A 17,683-nucleotide genomic window follows, 5' to 3' on the forward strand; every position below is an offset into this window, starting at 1 on the left:
AACCATGACTGCCTTTTCTCGACGCAAGACAATCACCCTGGCGCTGGCCGCGGCGCTGTCGGTCTCCGTGCCGGCCCTGGTGTCGGCGGCGGATTCCGAACTGACCATCTTCGACTGGTCGGGCTACGAAGCCCCGCAATTCCATCCCGGCTACGCGGCCAAATACGGCGATTCGCCGACCTTCACCTTCTTCGGCGACGAGGACGAGGCGTTCGAGAAGATTCGCTCCGGCTTCAAGACGGACCTGGCGCATCCATGCTCGCAGAGCGTGGTGAAATGGCGCGACGCCGGGCTGCTTGAGCCGCTGGACACGTCGAAGATCGCCGGCTGGAAAGACCTCAACCCCGGCATCATGGCAATGAAGGATCTCGCCACCACAGCCGACGGCACCGCCTGGTTCATGCCCTGGGACTGGGGCAACACGCTGGTGACCTATAATTCCGAGAAGGTCGACGAAAAGGACATCCAGTCGCTGAAGGCCTTCGCCGATCCGAAATTCAAGGATCGCGTGTCGATCGGCGACAATGTCGACGATGCCTATGCGCTGGCGTCGCTGGCGATCGGCCTGAAGGACTGGACGCAGATGACCGACGAGCAGTTCAAGCAGGCGTCGGATTTCTTGCGCGAGGTGCACAAGAACGTGCGGCTCTACTGGAGCGACAACACCGACATCGTGCAGGCGATGAGCGGCGGCGAGGTCGATCTCGCCTGGGCGTGGAACGATGCCAGCGTGCAGTCGGCGCTGGCCGGCGCGCCGATCAAGGCGAAGAAGGATACGGACGAGGGCCTGTCCACATGGGTCTGCGGTTACGTCAGGCTGAAGGGCGCGCCCGGCAGCGTCGACAAGACGTATGACTTCCTGAACTCGATCAATTCACCGGAAACCGCGCAATACCTGCTGTCGGATTGGGGTTACGGCCACGCCGATGCCAAGTCTATGGCTTCCGTCGACGCCAAGACGCTGGCCGAGAAGGGCTATGACAATGTCGAGAAGTTCGTCGACAAGACGCTGTTCCAGTCGCCGGTGCCGGCCGAGCTGAAACAGAAGATGATTGCCGAGTTCGAGAAGATCAAGGCTGGATACTGAGCCGGCTATTTGCCGGCGACCCTAGCCTTTTCGGAAGCCGGGGTTTTGGCCCCGGCTTTTTCGTTGGACGGCAGTCAGGCGGCGGCTTCCTCCGCCTCTTCCGCGGCTTCACCGGCGCGCTCGGCGGCCTCCTCGCATTTCTTGCGGATTTCCTCGAGCTCGGTCTCGGTGAGATGCTCGATGCCGATGAAATGATTTTTGGCCTTGGAGGTGCGGATTAACTCGTCGAGCTTGGTCTGGAGAGCCGCGCCGTCGCGGTTCTGGGTGTTCTGGATCAGGAACACCATCAGGAAGGTGACGATCGTCGTGCTGGTGTTGATGATCAGTTGCCAGGTATCGGAGAAGCCCATCAGCGGCCCGGTTACGGCCCACAAGACGATGATCCCGCAGCAGGCGACGAAGGTGACCGGTTTGCCGGCCGCGTGAGCGACCTTGTTGGCGATCTTGGTGAAGTGTTTTTCCATGACGTCTCGCCGGGCCCGGACAGCTTGTCGGCCTTTGCCGATGTTCTGGCCGGTGCCCGAGGTCTCCAGTAACCAGCGAAACTCCCGCAGGTTCCAGTGGCGGCCAATTGGCGAGGAGGGGAACAGGCCCGCGCACCGTGCGTTGTCGCCGACGATCAATCGGAGAATCGATGATGGTTACGTTCAGGGAAATGAAGGTGCAGGAAATCGTCGAGGACAAATCGATGAGCACCGACCGGAAGATCGAGGAATTGCGCGGCATCGAGTCGGAAGTGCGGGGACTTCAGCGTGCAGCGAGCGAGAGCCCGATGAACCCGAATGACGGCTGGGACGGGGAGTTGCGGGAGGTCCGCAAGGCATTGGATAGCCTGGGCGCTAAGGAACCGAAGAAGGGCGCGGCAACGCTCTGAGGTGGTTCCCTCGCATAGTGGCAAAAGCCTCGCGCAATGGTGCCGCGACCATGGACATTAACCTTGTGCCGTTCGACAATGCGCCTCCCGGCAGAGCGTCCGCGCTCTGCACAAAGGCAGCAAGACTGCCATGGTCGATTGAGACAGGCAGTATCTTGAGCGCCCGCATATTGCGTACGAGGGTCATCGTCGTCGGCGCCGGATTTACCGGGCTGTCGGCGGCGCACGCGCTGCAGCGGGCCGGGGTGGATTTCGTCGTGCTGGAAGCGCGGGACCGGGTTGGCGGCCGTGTCGAGTCGATGGTGAACGGGCTTGGCGAGCGGATCGATACGGGCGGGCAGTATTTCTGCGACGACATGCCGGAGATTTCGGCGCTGGCGCAAGCCTATGGCAAGACGCGCGTGGATGGCCTGTTTCCCGGCAGATGGCTGGTCGAGCCCGAAACCATCGTCGGCACCGTCGATGATCTCTATCGCCGCTTCGTGGCAATCCGAGACCGGGCCAATGAGATCGATCCCGACGATCCGTCGATAGCAAAGCTGTCTGTGCGCGCTTGGGCGGAGCAGCAGCCGGATGCCTATGACGCGCAATGGGCCTTCCTCGGCTCGATCGAGGGTCTTTGGTGCCAGCCGACCGACCTGCTGCCGCTGTGGTATCTCATCTCGAACGACCGGCGCATCACCAACGAGGTGCCCGAACTCCAGTATTTCCTGAAAGAGACGATGCATTCGCTGGCCGAGGATATCGGCCGGGAACTCGGCCCCAGGCTGAGGCTGGGTGAGCCCGTGCGCGCCATCAAGCATGGCGACCACAGGGTCAGTCTGCGCACCGATGCTGGCCTTTACGAGGCCGAGCACGTCATCCTCGCCATACCCCCTGTGATGGCACGGCGCATGACCTACGATCCGCCGCTTCCGGTGGAAGTCTGCCAGGCGACCTCGGCCTGGCGCAGCGGCAAGGTGATCAAGGCGCTGGTGCGTTACGAAAGGCCGTTCTGGCGCGATAGGGGTCTCAGCGGCAGTGTCTTTTTCCTCGATCCGCTCGGGCTCTACGCCTGCGATGCCAGCCGCGACGACGATCACGCGGCGATCGTGGTCTTCGCCGGCGGCAGCCTGGCGGAGCGTTGGCGGCGGCTGGGAAACGAAACCGCCAAGCTGGCGATCCTGGAAAAGCTCCGCGCGGCGCTGGGGCACGAGGCGAAGACGCCGCTCGACCTCACGATGCGCGATTGGACGGGCGATCCGTGGAGCGGTGGCGGCTATTCCGACACAATCATGGATTTTTCGGCGAAGGACGCGGAGGCGATCATGCGGCGCGGCATGCCCTCGGTGACATTCGCCTCGTCGGAACTGTCGCCGTCCTATCCCGGCTATATCGAGGGCGCGATCGTTGCCGGGAGGGCGGCGGCGGAGCAGACCGTTTTTCAGATACGAGCCGCCAGGGCCGATCCCGAGAAGGCATTGGCGATTCTTGAGGAGATTCAAGGTCTGCCGCTGGAGCCGGGAGATGAGATGCCGGAAGAGACAGCGAGACAGGTCTTCGCGCCCGGCAATGCCGAGACGCCTTGATTTCAACCGCTTGGAATAGCCTTGCTTACTCGCTCCGCACTACCGTCATGACCCTGCGGAGTGTGCAGCGGCGAGGAAAGCCATGGGAGGGTCCAAATGAAAAGCGGACTGGCCATTGTGGTGACGGCAGCGATTATGGCCGTCGCAGGTTTTACCGTCGGCCGTGTGTCTGCAACCGCTCCCGTCAAGATTGCGGAACTGGACAATTCGCTCAAGGGCGTATGTCAGTATTCTGCGAGTTCCCTCCGGGCCGAGGTTGAGGCCGGCTGGCCGATAAATTCCTTCGCTGTTTGGGAGGCCGACCACGGGCTTCAGTTTCACGTGCTGACCCAATTGAACAATCCGAAATGTTCCCAGGATCCGGAACTGGCGATCTACTATCTCGAAAATCACGGTCTTGTTGCGATTGGTGACCTGAAGTATTTTCTTGATGAATCGAAGAAACGTGGCGATAGCCAACTGCGAGACTATCTCGCTGCACGGTTGTTAACAGACTGAACAGAAATAGCCGTTGGAATGAACTTCGAATAGCTCAATCCGCCATCGCCACCAGCGCATCCGGATCGTAGCCCAGCCGGATCGTGGCGCCGAGCGGCAAGTCGTCGGCGCCGAAGTCGTTGGTCTCAGTGACAGACAGCGGCTTGTCCATGCCGGGCACTTCGACGATCAGATGGGTGATCTCGCCGAAATAATGCCGCTCCACGACCTTGCCCGCCACTTCATGCTTGGCGATCGCATCGTCCCACAGTACCCGCAACCGCTCGGGACGGATGCCGACGGTCGCGGCTGAACCGTTCTTCCCATAGGCGGCTGGCTTGTCGGTCTTGACGCGGCCGAACCCCAGTGTGTCGACGACGATGGATGTGCCGGCGTCGTCGACGATCTCCGCCTTGATGAAGTTCATGCCGCCGAGGAAGTCGGCAACCTGGCGGTTGACCGGCCGCTGGTAGATCTCCTTGGGTGCTGCGACCTGCGCGATCTTGCCGCCGAACATCACGGCGATACGATCGGACATGGCGAGCGCCTCGTACTGGTCGTGGGTGACCAGGATGAAGGTGATGCCCACCGCCTGCTGCAGCCGGCGCAGTTCGACCTGCATCTGCTCGCGCAGTTTTTTGTCGAGCGCCGACAGCGGTTCGTCCAGCAGGAGAACCTTCGGCCTCATCACCAAGGCGCGGGCCAGCGCCACGCGCTGCCGCTGGCCGCCGGAGAGTTCGGTGGCGCCGCGCTTGCCGAGGCCGGCGAGCGACACCATGGCCAGCGCTTCCTCGACGCGGCGCCTTTCCTCGGCGGCATCCAGTTTCAGGCGCTTCAGTCCGTAGGCGACGTTCTGCTCGACGTTCAAATGCGGGAAGATGGCGTAGCTCTGGAACACCATGTTGGTCGGCCGGCGGTTGGCCGGAATGCTGTCCATTCCCTGGCCGTCGATCAGGATAGAGCCGGAGGTCGGCGTGTCGAAACCTGCGATCATCCTCAGCAGCGTTGTCTTGCCACAGCCTGACGGACCGAGCAGCGAGAAGAACTCGCCCTCCTTGATGGTCAGGTTGGCGTCGTCGAGCGCCTTGAACGTCCCGTAGCTGCGGGTGACGCTGCGGATTTCGATCATCGGGCGGTCAGGCAACGGCAACTCCCGCTATCTGTGTCCTGCGCTCGGCGCGGCGGCGCAGAGTTTCGGCGATGGTGAGAAGGATGAAGGAGCCGACCAGCAGCAGCGTGCCGAGCGCCAGGACGCTAGGCAATTTTGCAGCGAAACGAAGCTGGCCCCAGATGTAGATCGGCAGGGTCGTCTCCGTGCCGGCGAGGAAAAACGCCATGATGAAGTCGTCGAGCGAGATGGTGAAGGAGACCAGCAGCGAGGAGATGATCGCCGGCGTCATCATCGGCAGAGTCACGCGGCGGAACGTGCCCCAGGCCGTCTCGCCGAGATCGGCCGAAGCTTCCTCCAGGCTGCGGTCGAAACCCTCGAAGCCGGAGGTCAGTACGGTGGCGGAGTAGGGGATGCAGATCAGCACATGGCCGAGCACGACGGTGAATAGTGTCAGCCCGAGCCCCATTCGCTGCAAAACAAGCAGCATGGATACGGCGACGATGATTTCCGGCAGGATCAGCGGCGCCATGATCAGGCCGTTGATGGGGCGGCGGCCGGGAAAGCGGTAGCGGGTGATGGCGCGCGCTGCGCAGATGCCGAGGATGGTCGCCAGCAGTGATGCCGCGATGCCGACGATCAGGCTGTTCCAGGCCGCGTCGAGCAGTGCTGTGGTGCGCGGAAGTTCCTCGTACCATTTGAAGGTGTAGCCCGAGAGCGGGAATTTCGGCACGGCCGAGGTGTTGATCGAAAAGATCGGCAGGAACAGCACCGGCAGGTAGAGGAAGGCGATGTAGAGCGCCGCATAGGCGGGCAGCCAGCGGCCGAGCAAGCGTCTCATCGTGCCCGCCTCACCAGCAGCCGGAGCAGCAGCACCGACGCGGCTGCCATCGCCGACACGACCAGCATGGTCGAGACCGAGAGCGCGGCGCCGAGCGGCCAGTTCAGCGCCTTGCCGAATTGCGCCTGGATGGCGTTGGAAATCATCACGCCATCCTTGCCGCCGACGAGTTTCGGGGTGACGTAGTCGCCGACGGTGGGGATCATGACGATCAGCAGCGCCGAGATCACCCCTGTCATCGACAGCGGCAGCGTCACCCTGAGGAAGCTGCGGATAGGACCGTCGCCGAGATCGGTGGCCGCCTCGATCAGCGTGCGGTCGACCTTTTCCAGCGAGACGAAGATCGGCAGGATGGCGAAGGCGGCCCAGGCATGCGTCAACGTGATAATCACCGCGCTCGAATTGTAGAGCAGGGCGGTCGACGGCTCGTCGATGATGCCAAGCCCCAATAGCCCGGAATTCAACACGCCGTTGTAGCCGAGGATGACCTTCCACGACATGACGCGCAGCAGGTAGCTGGTCCAGAACGGGATAGTGATCAGGAATAGCCACAGGTTCTTGTGACGGCCGCCATGGAAGGAAATGTAGTAGGCGATCGGATAGGCCAGGAGGACCGTAAGCACGCTGACCGAAAGCGAGATGAACAGCGAACGCAGGAGAAGGTCGCGATAGATGGGCTCGGTCAGCGCGATGCGATATTGTTCGAGCGTGAAGGTGTAGTCGACGGTGAGATAGTTCTGCGTCCAGAAGCTATGGGCGATCACCACCAGGATCGGCACCAGCAGCATGACCACGGCGAAGGCGAGGGTGGGGCTGACCAGCGCATAACCGCGCGCCGCCTCGGATTGCAGAAGGGGTTTTGTGTTGGTGCGTTCCTTTGGGAACGCTACGCTCCCTTCCGCGGTGGCCGTCATAACAACGGCTCGCCTGTCGCGGATCGCGTGGGCATGCTCTCCATTGCTGCTCCCGTCCCGTCTTCTGCGCCGAGGTTCCCCTTGTTTCCCGGCTTTCCTTCATCATGGGCCCAAGAGTGGATTGAAATCAAGCGGCATTTCTGGAATATTGATTGAACGGATATTCAATATGTGACGAAAAGAGTCGTTTTTCCGATGGTTTGCCGGCACAGGCATTTCGGATCACGAAATTTTCATGCGAAGGGAGGCCGGCATGGCAGCGGTCAGGGATATCGACATGAGCGACGGCGGTGAAAATTCGGCTGCGGAAGCGGTCGAACTGGCCAAGCGGCATCTCGTACAGCCCTGGCCCTATGCCGGCTCGATCGGCAGCGAGGCGCGCAGCCTGATCGGCGGCGGTGAGGGCATCTACATCACCGATGGCGAGGGGAGAAGGCTGATCGACGGGCCGGCCGGCATGTGGTGCGTCAATGTCGGGCACCGGCGCGAGGAACTGGCGCGGGTCATGTACGACCAGGCGATGGCGCTCTCCTACAACACGCCGTGGTACACGATGAACGAGCCGTCGGCAGTGCTTGCCGAACGCATCGCGGCTTACGCGCCGGGCGACCTCAGCCATATTTTCTTCACCACCGGCGGGTCTTCGGCGGTCGAAAGCGCGCTGCGCTTCATGCAGTTCTACAACAACGTCCGTGGCCGGCCGGAGAAGAAACTGCTGCTGTCGCGCGGCGGCGCCTACCACGGCTCGACCTATCTGTCCGCCTCGCTCAATGGCCGTCCACGTGACCGCGACTGGATGGATGTCGCGGACGGGCTCGTGGTGAAGCTGTCGTCGCCCGATCCGTTCCGCCGGCCGGCTGATATGACGGTGGAGGCGTTTTCCGACTTCCTGGTTGACGAGTTCCGGGAAGCCGTCAAGCGCATCGGTGCGGAGAAGATCGGCGCTTTCGTCGGCGAACCGGTGCAGGCCTCCGGCGGCGTGATCGTCCCGCCGCCGAATTATCTGCGGCGCATCCGCGAGATATGCCGCGACAACGACATCCTCTACGTTTCCGACGAGGTGGTGACGGCGTTCGGACGGCTGGGCGAGGTGTTCGCCTCGAAGGAAGTGTTCGGCATCGAGCCGGACATCATCACCTTCGCCAAGGGCGTGACCTCCGGCTATTTTCCGCTCGGCGGCATGATCGTCTCGGAACGGCTGCTGCAGGACCTGCGCAAATCGAACCATCCGGACGCGATGTATGCGCATGGGCTGACCTACACCAGCCATCCGGTGGGCTGCGCGGTGGCACTGGCCAATCTCGACCTGGTGGAAGGCGGCATCCTCGATCATGCGCGCGCGGTCGCGCCGTATTTCCAGGAGAGGCTGCGGACGCTGGAGGACCTGCCGCTGGTCGGCGAGGTGCGCGGCATCGGGCTGATGGGCTGCGTGGAATGCGTCGCCGACCGCGAGAGCAAGGACGCGCTCAAGCTCGACTATGAGGTCGGCAAGCGTATCGACGCGCATTGCCACGCGCTCGGCCTGCTGGTGCGGCCGCTGATCCATATGTGCGTTATGTCGCCGCCGCTGATCATCACGCGCAGCCAGATCGACGACATGGTGGCTATCCTGCGCGAGGGCATCTCGCGGACGATGGACGATCTGCGCAAGGAAGGCGTCTGGCGGGGGTAGTGCTGGCCCGTTCGAGCGCGAAACGCGTACGCCGCAATGTGTTTCGCCGCGCCTCCTTCGAATCTCATAGGAGAAACGCATGAAGGAGACGCGGCGACAGGCACCCTTGGGGCTTTGGGCGCCAGCATCGGACGACGGGCACCCCACCCAACCGTCACTGATCCGTTGCGGCCATCAAAATCCTGACCACATCCGCAGTCTATCTGCCCGCGTGTTGCTTTGCAGATGGCAATTCATGTCATCTCGGGGCATGTGGGTCATGGAGCGGGCATAGACGGGCGAAACAGGGCGGAGAGACCGCCCAGGTGTTGGAAGGAAATCGCCGTCAGCGCTTCAAGACCGGGACTGAAGCGCCTCGTTGATCCCCCACATGTCCTTTTCTTCCGGCGCGCTTTCCAACTGGAGAACCGGAAGCATGCGGCGCAGATGGTCGTGGTGGGTGCGCACGCCATATTCGAGGTCTGACAGGTAAAAACCTTCGAAGGCATCCGACAACATCGATTCGTTCGACCAGACGCTTAGCTGCACATCCTCCGCCGTCGTCTCGCGGTCGATGCGCAGCGCCAGGTAGCGCGCAGCCGCCTGCCGCCGGCTTTCGTCGGCATAGCGGTAGATCGCGCCGCGCAGCAGCGTCTCGCCGGTCGACAGCGGGAACTCCTGGTAGAACTGGGCGGTCTCCGGCGTCAGCGCGATCACCATGTTCGGGAAGATGCCGTAATAGATCCAGGCTTTGCGCAGGTGCTCGGGCAGGTGCGTCGCCTCGGGCGAGATCCGCACATAGTTCCTGACGCTCCAGCGGCGGCCCGCATGGGGATTGTAGGTCGCGAAGGAGCGTGAGACGCCGTTCTTGAAGGGCTCATCGAAATAGGTCGAGCCGTAGAGGTCCTGCAGCGCCGGATGCGCCATGGCAACGTGGTAGCCTTCATTGTCGACGTCGCGCACCGATTTCCAGTTCACCGGCGTCTTCTGCGACCAGACGCCGTAGGCCGGCAGCATTTCGCCGATGCGGTAATGCGAAATCTCGCCCTCGATCGGCTGCATGAGTTCGGCGACCGGTGGCTGCGGCCCCTTGCGGAAGCGCACGAAGATGAAGCCCATCCAGATTTCGAGTTCCAGCGGCGTCAGGCCGAATTCACTCTTGTCGAGATCCGGGAAGGAGCGCGGGCGCGCCGCGCCGCGCAGCGTGCCGTCGAGGTTGTAGACCCAGCCGTGGAACGGGCAGACCAGCGCATTCTTGCAGTTGCCCTTGTTGTCGGCAACGACACGCGAGCCGCGGTGGCGGCAGAGATTGTGGAAGCCGCGCACCACGCCGTCCTTGCCGCGCACGACCAGCGCGCGCTCGCCCACGATGTCGATGGCAAGGTAGTCGCCGGCATTGGGCATGTCGGAGACATGGCCGACGATCTGCCAGTGATTGCGGAAAATATATTCCTTCTCGAGTTCGAGAAGAGCCTGGCTGTGATAGCTCCAGCCCGGCAGGCCGCGCCGGTCCCAGTCATTGGGAACGGTCACGTCACGGCTGTGGAGATTCATGAATATGCTCTGATTTTTATTGAATGATCATTCAATATAAGCACATTTTGTTATCAGAAGCAATGCCTTATGGAAATCGGCGATGTCTCGGACCGTTGTGAACGAACAGTCGTTGCCGTTTTCGCGGAACACAGCCAGGGATGAAAATCCCATGTTCTCCACGACTTAGCCGGCCGATATGGCGAACCTCCTTGCAATGCAGGAGGACGTGTTTTCGAGCGTCGGGCCGCTGTGGGTTTCGGCAGATTCCTGCCTGCGGATCCTCTGACCAGTTTTGCTGTTTCCGGTCTATGCGGACGGGCGGCAGCTTCTGTATCCGATGACCGGTTCTGGTGTTTCAATTATGTTACACAGTCAAATACGGGCAGCGTCGGTCAGAAACATAGTGGCGTTAATCTCTCCTTCATCAGGGAAACAGACGAACAAGAATCGACAGGCCGACGACGATGACCGCCTCGATCACCACCACCGAATTCAACCGCGCTTTCACGCCGCGCGAGCGCAACCGCATATGGCCGCGCCTGGCGCTGCGCCGCCGCTCCGCCGATCATCCGATGGCGATGTTTGCCGTTGTCGCTGGAGCCGCGCTTATTTCCATGGCCTTTACCCCGTCCTCGGGCCCGGCCTTCGCGTCCTTCAACCAGCCGGCGAAGATCGGCGATGAGGTGAGGACGACCACAAAGACCTCTCGTCTGCCGCTGCGCGAGAGCGACAGCGCCTGCCGTGGCCAGGCCTGGGGTTCCGAGAGCTACGATTGCCTCGTGCGGATCGCCAGGGATTCCGGCAAGAGCGAGACCATCCGGGTCCGCAGGCTGGCGCTGGCCGGATCGCTCGCCGATACCTCGACCGTTTTCTGAGTTCCTCCCAGCGCCGTCTCAGGCGTACCGCGAAGGCCCTTGCCGTTTTCCCTGCCGGCAGGGGCCTTTTCACGTCCGAGGCCTTTTTATCTCTTGAGTGAAACCTGCTCGTTGACCACAGCAAGGATGCCACGCACATCCAGCGTACTGAAGGGTTTTTCGAGGATCTGCGGCCGGTGTTCGACGGGCAACGCGTCGACCTCGGCGCGGGCGCCGATCATGTCGCCGGTGACCAGCACGAAACGATCGGCCAGGTCCGGCCGCTTCTGGACGAGTTCGCGGAAGATCGCGATACCGTTGGCGCTAGGCATCCGCAAGTCGCTGAAGACGATGTCGACATCCTCGCCGGCAAGCACCTCTTCGCTGGTGGTCCAGGCCAGCACCGTCCGCGACTTGATGCCCATCAGCAGCAGCAGGTCAGACAACGAGGCGGCGACATCGGGTTCGTCGTCGATGATCAGCGCGTCGCTGATGCCGGTGGCCGGGGCAGGGCCGACCGCGAAACTGTCCGCACCGCCCTTTGTCGCCGGCAGTTCCACGACGAACCGCGCGCCACTCGGGAAGGCTGACTCATAGGATATCCGGCCCTTGTGGCGCTCTATGATCGACTTCGAGATCGAGAGGCCGATGCCGGTGCCGACACCGACCGGCTTGGTGGTGAAATAGGATTCGAAGATACGATGGCGGATGTTCATGGGGACGCCGGGGCCATTGTCCTCGACGAGGAAGCCGCATTTGCCATTGTCGCGGCGGAAGGTCCGGACCTTGATACGCTTGTCGCCATTGTTGGCGGCCAGCGCGTGCTGGCTGTTGACCAGCAGATTGGCGACGACCTGGGTTATGTGGTCGGGATCGGCCATGATCGACAGCACGCCGCGGACGAGATCGGTCTCGATCATGATGCCGCTCGAACGCGCACCGTAGGCGGTCACTTCCAAGGCGGCGCGGACGGCGTTGTTCAGGTCCATCTCGCCCTGGCTCGGCGGATGCAGTCGCACCATGCCGAGGAAGCTCTTGACGATACGGCCGCAGCGCTCGGCGGCGGCGCGCACCTTCTCGGCGCGCATTTTGGTCTGCGGGTCCGGCGCGAATTCGTGCAGCAGTGTCGACTGCGCCACCACGACCGCCAGCGGGTTGTTCAATTCGTGCGAGACGCCGGCAAGCAGCGAGCCCATCGCCGCCATCTTCTCGTTCTGATGCAGCCGGTCGCGCTGGCGGTTGATCTCCTCTTCGGCGCGGTGCTTGTCGCGTAGGTCGCGGATCGAACCGAAGACCAGGCGGCGGTCCGCGACCTTGATCTCGGTCGCCGTCAGTTCGATCGGAAAAACCTCGCCGGAGGAGTTCTGCGTCACGGTCTCCATGCGCTGGCCGATCATCGGCGCCCCGCGGCCGGCCATGTATTCCGAGGCGTTGGCGTAGCCTTCGCGATAGTGGGTGGGAACGACGAGGTCGAGCAGATCGCGGCCCAGCACCTCGGGACGCGTGTAGCCGAACATTCGTTCGGCGGCCGGGTTGAACTCGACCACGCCGCCTGTCTCATCGATGACGATGATGGCGTCGAGCGAGGCCTGGATCATGGTGCGGCGGATGATCTCGCTGACATGCGCTTCCGAGAAAGAGCGCTCGATGGCGTCGCCGATGGCAAGCGCGACGATCTCGACCGCGGCCTTCTCGTCGTCCGTCCAGACGCGTTCGCGGACGCAGTCGTTGACGGCAAGCGTGCCCCACAAATGGCCGTGGGCGAACACCGAAACCGAAAGGAAGGACTTGATGCGCTGCGCCTCGAACTCAGTACGCAGGAATCCTTCGATCTCACGCGTCAGGCCGGCGAAGATCTTGCCCTGCCGCACTTCGGAGGACAACCGCTCCAGCAGCGGATCGGATTCGATGGTCTCCTGGGCAATCATGGTGGGATGACCGGCTATGCCCTCGATCGCCGGGTCGACCCAGTAGGCGGCGATCGATTGTGCGAAACCCTTGCCGGGCATCTCGCGCAGGCGGAAAAGAATCGTGCGGTGGCACTCCAGCGTCCTGGCGAGGGTCTCCAGGGCTTCGGGGAGCGTCTGCTGCCAGTCCGGCGCCTGCCTCAGCAAACGCGTCAGCCGCGCGGCCGCTATCGTCAGGCCAGCGCCGGTCGCGGGCGCTGCCGGCGCTCCGATGTTCCCATCAGTCATCGTTCCCTCTCGGCCCTGGAACTCATCTCGCGCTGGCCGCGGTCAGTTTGCGTCGTCGGGCAGCGAGAAGATGTAGCCTTCGCCGCGCACGGTCCGCAGATAGCGCGGATTGGCCGGGTCGGCCTCGATCTTCTTGCGCAGACGCATGACGCGGATGTCGACGGCGCGGGAGGTCTCCGGTTCCTCCGTCAGGCCGATCGCCTCCGACAGGGCGGCGCGGGTAAGCAGCCGATTCGGCCGGGTGAGGAAGACCTCAAGCACATCGAACTCGCTCTTGGCCATGTCGATGGCGTGCCCGGCGGGGCCGGTCAGCATGCGGCTGTCGAGATCAGCGCTGAAATCGCCGAAGGAGACGGCGCGGCGCGCATGTTCCTCGCCCGCCGGCTTGTGCACCTGCGCCTCTTCGGAAGCGGGGACGCGGCGCAGCACGCTGCGGACCCGCGCCAGCATCTCGCGCAGTTCATAAGGCTTGACCATATAGTCGTCGGCGCCGAGTTCCAGGCCGACGATGCGGTCGATGGCGGTGCCGGCAGCGGTGGCGTAGATGATGCCGATCGGCATTCTGGAGCGCAGCCAGCGGCCGAGCGACAGGCCGTCCTCGCCCGGCATGGCGATATCGAGGATGGCCAGGTGGAAGAATTCGGTCTCGACCGCGTCGCGCATTGCCTGGGCGCTCTCTAGCGCCGTCACGTCATAGCCGTTCGCGCCGAGATACTCGGCGACGGCATCCCGCAGGTCGGGTTCGTCTTCGACAATGGCAATTCTGGCGCGCAGGGGGGTCTGGCCTCCAAACCCGGCGGAAAGTAGATTAGATAAGATCATCATGTCCAGACGAGTTATGATTTCAAAAGAAGTATCGGAGCGCTGATGGCGAAAAGACCGGTCGTTGCCCTTTCCTGCCTTGGCGAGGAGTTCGCGGAGACATTCGCGGATTATCTCGAACGGCGTGGCTACGAGGTTGTCCAGGCCGCGGAAGAGTGGGAACTCCGTTCCCTGCTCGCCTCACCGCAGGTCGATGTCATCGTCGTCGGCGAAAACCTGCCGCCGTCCGCGACGCTCGGCCTTTTGCGGCGCCTGCAGAAGGACACCGACCCCGCCATCATGCTGCTGCGGCCCAAGACAGAGCTGGTCGAGACCGTGCTGGCGCTCGAGTTCGGCGCGGCCGACGTTGTGGACATGCCGGCGGATCTGCGTGAGGTCGCGGCGCGCATCGCCGGCCTGCTCAGCCGTCGCGGCAAGGCCGGGCCTGAACTGGTCAGCCTGGAAAATTCCACCGTCGACATCAGGTCGGCCCTGGTCATGCATCGCGCCGGCGGCGAAGAGCAGTTGTCGCCGGGGCAAGTAGCTTTGCTCAAGCTGTTCCTCGCCCATCCGCGCAAGGTGCTTACGCGCGACGACATAATCGCGGCGGCACCGGCCGAAAGCAGTGATGCTTTCGACCGGTCGATCGATTCGCGGATCGTGCGGCTACGCCGCAAGCTCGACACAGAATCGATCGTCACTATCCGCGGTTCAGGATATCGTTTCGACCCGCCGGCCGGCTGGCCGGAATAGTCCGGCCTCGGCGACATTTACAGGCGGACCCCGGCGGCAGCCGCCGGTGCTTCGGTTTCGCTGGCGACGTGCTGCGGCTGGACACGGTCGCGCAGCAGGACCGTGGCGGCGCCGGCAAAGCAGAGCACGACCTGGGCATAGATGAGGGCGGTCAGAACGCCCGAGGCGATGTTCGTCTTCATTGTCCCTGTCCTCAATCTCTTTTGGGCAACCCGGCTTCAAACGCCGGCCTCTCCCGAATTTCCTGCCGCCTTGCGCGCATTCACGCTGCGGACCGTCGATGCTGCTCTAACGCGCGGAACCGGCGAAGGTTCGAAGCCAAACCGCAAACGCCCCGCCTTTCGGCGTACACGAATGCTTGATATCAGCCAGGCGAACAGGAACAGCACGACCGCATGGGTGGCGGAGCCGGCATCGCCGCCGCTCTCGGCTGCCATCGCCCGTCCCGTGTCGGCGTAGAGGCCGATTGCCGCGAGGATCGCCGTCGCGATGACGACCCTTTTCAGCCAGCCAGTGCCTATTCCGCCCATTTTCGAACTTTCGTTCCTGCTTTCGTTGTCCGCATAGTCGGTTGGCGATGTTTCCGGACGATGCCGCTTCGAAACCACATTGTTACGATCGCGTTTCGATGGACCTGAAACCGTCGTTTGCAAGGCGTTTGAGGTGGCGGTCGCGCCCCGCGTCCGTCACAGGCTGCATGCCGGCTAATGACCACAATTGACCGAAAATGTCCATAACTAATTTCAAAAATCACATAAACGGTCAAAATCAGAAACAATTACGAAACAAAATGGCTTTGATGCGAAATTATCTCGAAACATGACCCAGCGATAACCCGCTATCGAAGACGGCCGGCCAACGGCCCGAAAACAGGGGACATCAAATGGACGCCATTCTCTCCGCCAAGCTCATCAATGTCGCCGCCGCCGCTATGGCCGGCATGGCACTTTTCCTCGATGCTGGTGCGGGCACGGCGCATGCCTCCAACGGCAAGGTCGTCGCCGAAGTCTCCATCTCGACGCAGACGATGCATGTCTCGATCGACGGGCGCCCGGCCTTTGCTTGGAAGGTCTCGACCGCCGGCAAGGGCTATGTCACGCCAACCGGTTCGTTCAAGCCGTACCGGATGCATGAGATGTGGTATTCGAAGAAATACGACAACGCGCCGATGCCGCATTCGGTGTTCTTCAACGGCGGCTACGCAGTTCACGCCACCAATGCCATCAAGCGCCTCGGCCGGCCTGCCTCGCATGGCTGCATCCGGCTTCACCCGAACGATGCCGCGGATTTTTATCGCCTGGTCGAGACTTTCGGGCCGACCAACACCAGCATCGTCATCTCACAGTAGTCGCCGTCTCAGGCGCTCGCCGCTGACAGGCCGGGACCGGGTGTTTTCCACGTCCGGCCTGCAGCGGCGTCAACGCTAGCTGGGCGTCAACGGTTCATACGGTCCAGAAATACCGAACAATATGAAAAAACACCGGCGCGGCGAAGACCAGGCTGTCGGCGCGATCGAGCATGCCGCCATGGCCCTCGATCAGATGGCCCCAGTCCTTGACGCCCTGGTCGCGCTTGATGGCCGACGCGACCAGCCCGCCGAGGAAACCCATGAGGCAGATCAGGAACGCCACGATTGCCGCGTGAAACGGGCTGAATGGGGTCAGGAAGGACAAGGCCGCGCCCAGCAGGCTGGCAGACGCCACGCCGCCGATCAGCCCCTCCCAGGTTTTCGACGGCGATACGGACGGCGCCACCTTGTGGCGGCCGAAGAGCTTTCCAAAGATGTATTGGAGTACGTCGCTGCCCTGAACAACGATGATCAGGAAGGCAATGAGCAATAGGTTACGGCTTTCGAAGCCGGGCACGTCCAGCGTCAGCAGGGCAGGGACGTGGCTGATACAATAGACCGAGAGCATGACCGCCCATTGCTGCGCTGCGACGCGCTCCAGGAAACGCTCCGTGTCGCCCTGCAACGCCGTGACCGCCGGCATCAGGAGAAAACAATAGACCGGGATGAAGATGGTGAAGAGGCCGTACCAGGCTGTCCACACCAGCCAGTACTGGACCGGGATGATGACCGCGAACATGGCGAGCAGCACCCAGTGGTCACTGCGGCGGGTATGCGTCAGCGTCACGAACTCGCGCAGCGCGGCAAACGAGATCAGCGCGAACAGCACGGTCATGCCGTCCTTGCCGAAGAGGAAGGCGATGGCGATCAGCGCCACCATGATCCACCAGGCAAAAATGCGCTGGTTGAGATTGACCAGGCCGGGTTTCTTGCGGTCCGGCGCGCGCCAGGTGAGGACAGCGGCGACAAGGCTCGCCGTCACCAGCACGGCGCTCAGCCCGACGATCAGCAGGGTGGTTTCGCGCATCATTTCCGGTTCCCCCGAGGACGCAGCTGCAGCGCAAGCAGCGCGGCGTGCGCGCGCTTGAGAAAATCATGGCGGTCCTCGCCATTTCCGACCGCGACCGGCGGGCCGAAGACGACGCGGCAAAGCAGCGGCACCGGCAGAAAATGTCCCTTGGGCAGCACACGCGACATGTTCTCGATCCAGCATGGGATCAATTCGACCTCGGGCCGCATGACGGCGAGATTGTACAGGCCCGAGCGGAAGCGCGTCAGCGGCTCGTCCGTCATGTTGCGCGTGCCTTCAGGAAACAGGATCAGGGAATCTCCCTGGTCGAGCACCGCGAGCATCGCGTTGATCGGATTGTCGGCGGGCTCCGTCCAGGTGCGGTGGATCAGGACCGAGGACAGCATGTCCTCGGCGATGAAACGGCGCAGGCGCGACTTGCCCCAATAGTCGGCGGCGGCAACGGCGCGCGTGCGCTGTCGCTGCTGCTCGGAAAGGCAGGCGGACAGCAGGATGAAGTCGCCGTGACTGGCGTGGTTGGCGAAATAGATGCGCTGGCGCTCCGACGGCTCGCTGCCCATCCAAATCGGCCGGACCCCGGTGATCGCCCAGGCCAGCCCGGACAGCCCGACCGAGGTGGCTGAACGCATCAAGTGGAAGGAAAAGT

The 17,683-nt window shown here is 62.8% G+C and carries 19 protein-coding genes; 8 read left to right on the forward strand and 11 right to left on the reverse strand.

Translation table 11 applies throughout. The features are described 5' to 3' along the window. The first annotated feature begins 4 nt into the window (after positions 1 to 4). Positions 5 to 1,087, forward strand: coding sequence for a substrate-binding domain-containing protein (locus ACH196_RS08290; protein ID WP_396646408.1), 1,083 nt, complete (start codon positions 5 to 7; stop codon positions 1,085 to 1,087). A gap of 74 nt (positions 1,088 to 1,161) precedes the next feature. On the opposite strand, the gene ACH196_RS08295 is transcribed toward ACH196_RS08290, so the two are convergent. After that, the gene (locus ACH196_RS08295; RefSeq protein WP_396646462.1) at positions 1,162 to 1,551 is read right to left on the reverse strand and encodes a low affinity iron permease family protein; all 390 of its coding nucleotides are present in this window, start codon (positions 1,549 to 1,551) and stop codon (positions 1,162 to 1,164) included. A 170-nt stretch (positions 1,552 to 1,721) separates the two neighbouring features. Between ACH196_RS08295 and ACH196_RS08300 the strand changes: the two genes are divergently transcribed. The 3 genes from ACH196_RS08300 (at position 1,722) to ACH196_RS08310 (ending at position 4,027) form a co-directional block, all read left to right on the forward strand. Next, a complete protein-coding gene (locus ACH196_RS08300) occupies positions 1,722 to 1,961 on the forward strand; it encodes a hypothetical protein (protein WP_396646409.1) in 240 nt (79 codons plus the stop codon). Positions 1,962 to 2,116: 155 nt separating this feature from the next. After that, on the forward strand, positions 2,117 to 3,529 hold the full coding sequence (locus tag ACH196_RS08305; protein WP_396646410.1) for a flavin monoamine oxidase family protein: 1,413 nt from the start codon (positions 2,117 to 2,119) through the stop codon (positions 3,527 to 3,529). Positions 3,530 to 3,625: 96 nt separating this feature from the next. Beyond that, positions 3,626 to 4,027, forward strand: coding sequence for a hypothetical protein (locus ACH196_RS08310; protein WP_396646411.1), 402 nt, complete (start codon positions 3,626 to 3,628; stop codon positions 4,025 to 4,027). A 34-nt stretch (positions 4,028 to 4,061) separates the two neighbouring features. Here ACH196_RS08310 and ACH196_RS08315 read toward each other — a convergent pair whose 3' ends face one another. The 3 genes from ACH196_RS08315 to ACH196_RS08325 are packed head-to-tail and all read right to left on the reverse strand — an operon-like array spanning position 4,062 to position 6,869. Beyond that, positions 4,062 to 5,135 (reverse strand): ABC transporter ATP-binding protein, encoded by a 1,074-nt coding sequence (locus tag ACH196_RS08315; RefSeq protein WP_396646463.1) that lies wholly within the window; start codon positions 5,133 to 5,135, stop codon positions 4,062 to 4,064. A 7-nt stretch (positions 5,136 to 5,142) separates the two neighbouring features. Then, a complete protein-coding gene (locus ACH196_RS08320) occupies positions 5,143 to 5,955 on the reverse strand; it encodes an ABC transporter permease (protein ID WP_396646412.1) in 813 nt (270 codons plus the stop codon). Then, entirely contained in the window at positions 5,952 to 6,869 is a 918-nt protein-coding gene (locus ACH196_RS08325) for an ABC transporter permease (RefSeq protein WP_396646413.1), read from the reverse strand. Before ACH196_RS08325 ends, ACH196_RS08320 begins: the two co-directional genes overlap by 4 nt. Positions 6,870 to 7,122: 253 nt before the next feature. Between ACH196_RS08325 and ACH196_RS08330 the strand changes: the two genes are divergently transcribed. Then, a complete protein-coding gene (locus ACH196_RS08330) occupies positions 7,123 to 8,541 on the forward strand; it encodes an aminotransferase (RefSeq protein ID WP_396646414.1) in 1,419 nt (472 codons plus the stop codon). A 333-nt stretch (positions 8,542 to 8,874) separates the two neighbouring features. On the opposite strand, the gene ACH196_RS08335 is transcribed toward ACH196_RS08330, so the two are convergent. Then, positions 8,875 to 10,074: an aromatic ring-hydroxylating dioxygenase subunit alpha gene (locus ACH196_RS08335; RefSeq protein WP_396646415.1), complete on the reverse strand. Its 1,200-nt coding sequence runs from the start codon at positions 10,072 to 10,074 to the stop codon at positions 8,875 to 8,877. 446 nt (positions 10,075 to 10,520) lie between these two features. Here ACH196_RS08335 and ACH196_RS08340 point away from each other — a divergent pair, with 446 nt between their 5' ends. After that, positions 10,521 to 10,931, forward strand: a complete 411-nt coding sequence (locus ACH196_RS08340; protein ID WP_396646416.1) for a hypothetical protein — start codon at positions 10,521 to 10,523, stop codon at positions 10,929 to 10,931. Positions 10,932 to 11,017: 86 nt separating this feature from the next. Here ACH196_RS08340 and ACH196_RS08345 read toward each other — a convergent pair whose 3' ends face one another. Continuing rightward, positions 11,018 to 13,105: a PAS domain S-box protein gene (locus ACH196_RS08345; protein WP_396646417.1), complete on the reverse strand. Its 2,088-nt coding sequence runs from the start codon at positions 13,103 to 13,105 to the stop codon at positions 11,018 to 11,020. Between the two features lie 42 nt (positions 13,106 to 13,147). Continuing rightward, a complete protein-coding gene (locus ACH196_RS08350; RefSeq protein ID WP_396646464.1) occupies positions 13,148 to 13,927 on the reverse strand; it encodes a response regulator in 780 nt (259 codons plus the stop codon). A 45-nt stretch (positions 13,928 to 13,972) separates the two neighbouring features. Here ACH196_RS08350 and ACH196_RS08355 point away from each other — a divergent pair, with 45 nt between their 5' ends. Further along, complete coding sequence (locus ACH196_RS08355) at positions 13,973 to 14,659, forward strand: winged helix-turn-helix domain-containing protein (RefSeq protein WP_396646418.1); 687 nt, start codon at positions 13,973 to 13,975, stop codon at positions 14,657 to 14,659. A gap of 17 nt (positions 14,660 to 14,676) precedes the next feature. On the opposite strand, the gene ACH196_RS08360 is transcribed toward ACH196_RS08355, so the two are convergent. Then, positions 14,677 to 14,841 (reverse strand): hypothetical protein, encoded by a 165-nt coding sequence (locus ACH196_RS08360; RefSeq protein WP_396646419.1) that lies wholly within the window; start codon positions 14,839 to 14,841, stop codon positions 14,677 to 14,679. 36 nt (positions 14,842 to 14,877) lie between these two features. Further along, positions 14,878 to 15,189, reverse strand: coding sequence for a hypothetical protein (locus tag ACH196_RS08365; RefSeq protein WP_396646420.1), 312 nt, complete (start codon positions 15,187 to 15,189; stop codon positions 14,878 to 14,880). A 353-nt stretch (positions 15,190 to 15,542) separates the two neighbouring features. Here ACH196_RS08365 and ACH196_RS08370 point away from each other — a divergent pair, with 353 nt between their 5' ends. Beyond that, a complete protein-coding gene (locus tag ACH196_RS08370) occupies positions 15,543 to 16,007 on the forward strand; it encodes a L,D-transpeptidase (protein ID WP_396646421.1) in 465 nt (154 codons plus the stop codon). A gap of 94 nt (positions 16,008 to 16,101) precedes the next feature. Here the strand turns inward: ACH196_RS08370 and ACH196_RS08375 are convergent, their stop codons facing one another. Both ACH196_RS08375 and ACH196_RS08380 read right to left on the reverse strand, forming a co-directional pair. Further along, positions 16,102 to 17,034 (reverse strand): phosphatidate cytidylyltransferase, encoded by a 933-nt coding sequence (locus ACH196_RS08375; protein ID WP_396646465.1) that lies wholly within the window; start codon positions 17,032 to 17,034, stop codon positions 16,102 to 16,104. Next, the gene (locus ACH196_RS08380) at positions 17,034 to 17,666 is read right to left on the reverse strand and encodes a lysophospholipid acyltransferase family protein (RefSeq protein ID WP_396646422.1); all 633 of its coding nucleotides are present in this window, start codon (positions 17,664 to 17,666) and stop codon (positions 17,034 to 17,036) included. The genes ACH196_RS08375 and ACH196_RS08380 overlap by 1 nt, the downstream gene beginning before the upstream one ends. Between the last annotated feature and the right edge of the window lie 17 nt (positions 17,667 to 17,683).

The sequence above is a fragment of the Mesorhizobium sp. IMUNJ 23232 genome (genome assembly GCF_044326205.1).
GTDB lineage: Bacteria > Pseudomonadota > Alphaproteobacteria > Rhizobiales > Rhizobiaceae > Kumtagia.

Excerpts from the sequence above, each read along its gene's own strand:
- ACH196_RS08335 (WP_396646415.1), bottom strand. The coding sequence starts at position 10,074 with ATGAATCTCCACAGCCGTGACGTGACCGTTCCCAATGACTGGGACCGG.
- ACH196_RS08380 (WP_396646422.1), bottom strand. The coding sequence starts at position 17,666 with ATGCGTTCAGCCACCTCGGTCGGGCTGTCCGGGCTGGCCTGGGCGATC.
- ACH196_RS08310 (WP_396646411.1), top strand. The coding sequence starts at position 3,626 with ATGAAAAGCGGACTGGCCATTGTGGTGACGGCAGCGATTATGGCCGTC.
- ACH196_RS08300 (WP_396646409.1), top strand. The coding sequence starts at position 1,722 with ATGATGGTTACGTTCAGGGAAATGAAGGTGCAGGAAATCGTCGAGGAC.
- ACH196_RS08365 (WP_396646420.1), bottom strand. The coding sequence starts at position 15,189 with ATGGGCGGAATAGGCACTGGCTGGCTGAAAAGGGTCGTCATCGCGACG.
- ACH196_RS08370 (WP_396646421.1), top strand. The coding sequence starts at position 15,543 with ATGGACGCCATTCTCTCCGCCAAGCTCATCAATGTCGCCGCCGCCGCT.
- ACH196_RS08360 (WP_396646419.1), bottom strand. The coding sequence starts at position 14,841 with ATGAAGACGAACATCGCCTCGGGCGTTCTGACCGCCCTCATCTATGCC.
- ACH196_RS08355 (WP_396646418.1), top strand. The coding sequence starts at position 13,973 with ATGGCGAAAAGACCGGTCGTTGCCCTTTCCTGCCTTGGCGAGGAGTTC.
- ACH196_RS08345 (WP_396646417.1), bottom strand. The coding sequence starts at position 13,105 with ATGACTGATGGGAACATCGGAGCGCCGGCAGCGCCCGCGACCGGCGCT.
- ACH196_RS08325 (WP_396646413.1), bottom strand. The coding sequence starts at position 6,869 with ATGACGGCCACCGCGGAAGGGAGCGTAGCGTTCCCAAAGGAACGCACC.
- ACH196_RS08320 (WP_396646412.1), bottom strand. The coding sequence starts at position 5,955 with ATGAGACGCTTGCTCGGCCGCTGGCTGCCCGCCTATGCGGCGCTCTAC.
- ACH196_RS08290 (WP_396646408.1), top strand. The coding sequence starts at position 5 with ATGACTGCCTTTTCTCGACGCAAGACAATCACCCTGGCGCTGGCCGCG.
- ACH196_RS08295 (WP_396646462.1), bottom strand. The coding sequence starts at position 1,551 with ATGGAAAAACACTTCACCAAGATCGCCAACAAGGTCGCTCACGCGGCC.
- ACH196_RS08340 (WP_396646416.1), top strand. The coding sequence starts at position 10,521 with ATGACCGCCTCGATCACCACCACCGAATTCAACCGCGCTTTCACGCCG.
- ACH196_RS08375 (WP_396646465.1), bottom strand. The coding sequence starts at position 17,034 with ATGCGCGAAACCACCCTGCTGATCGTCGGGCTGAGCGCCGTGCTGGTG.
- ACH196_RS08315 (WP_396646463.1), bottom strand. The coding sequence starts at position 5,135 with ATGATCGAAATCCGCAGCGTCACCCGCAGCTACGGGACGTTCAAGGCG.
- ACH196_RS08330 (WP_396646414.1), top strand. The coding sequence starts at position 7,123 with ATGGCAGCGGTCAGGGATATCGACATGAGCGACGGCGGTGAAAATTCG.
- ACH196_RS08350 (WP_396646464.1), bottom strand. The coding sequence starts at position 13,927 with ATGATCTTATCTAATCTACTTTCCGCCGGGTTTGGAGGCCAGACCCCC.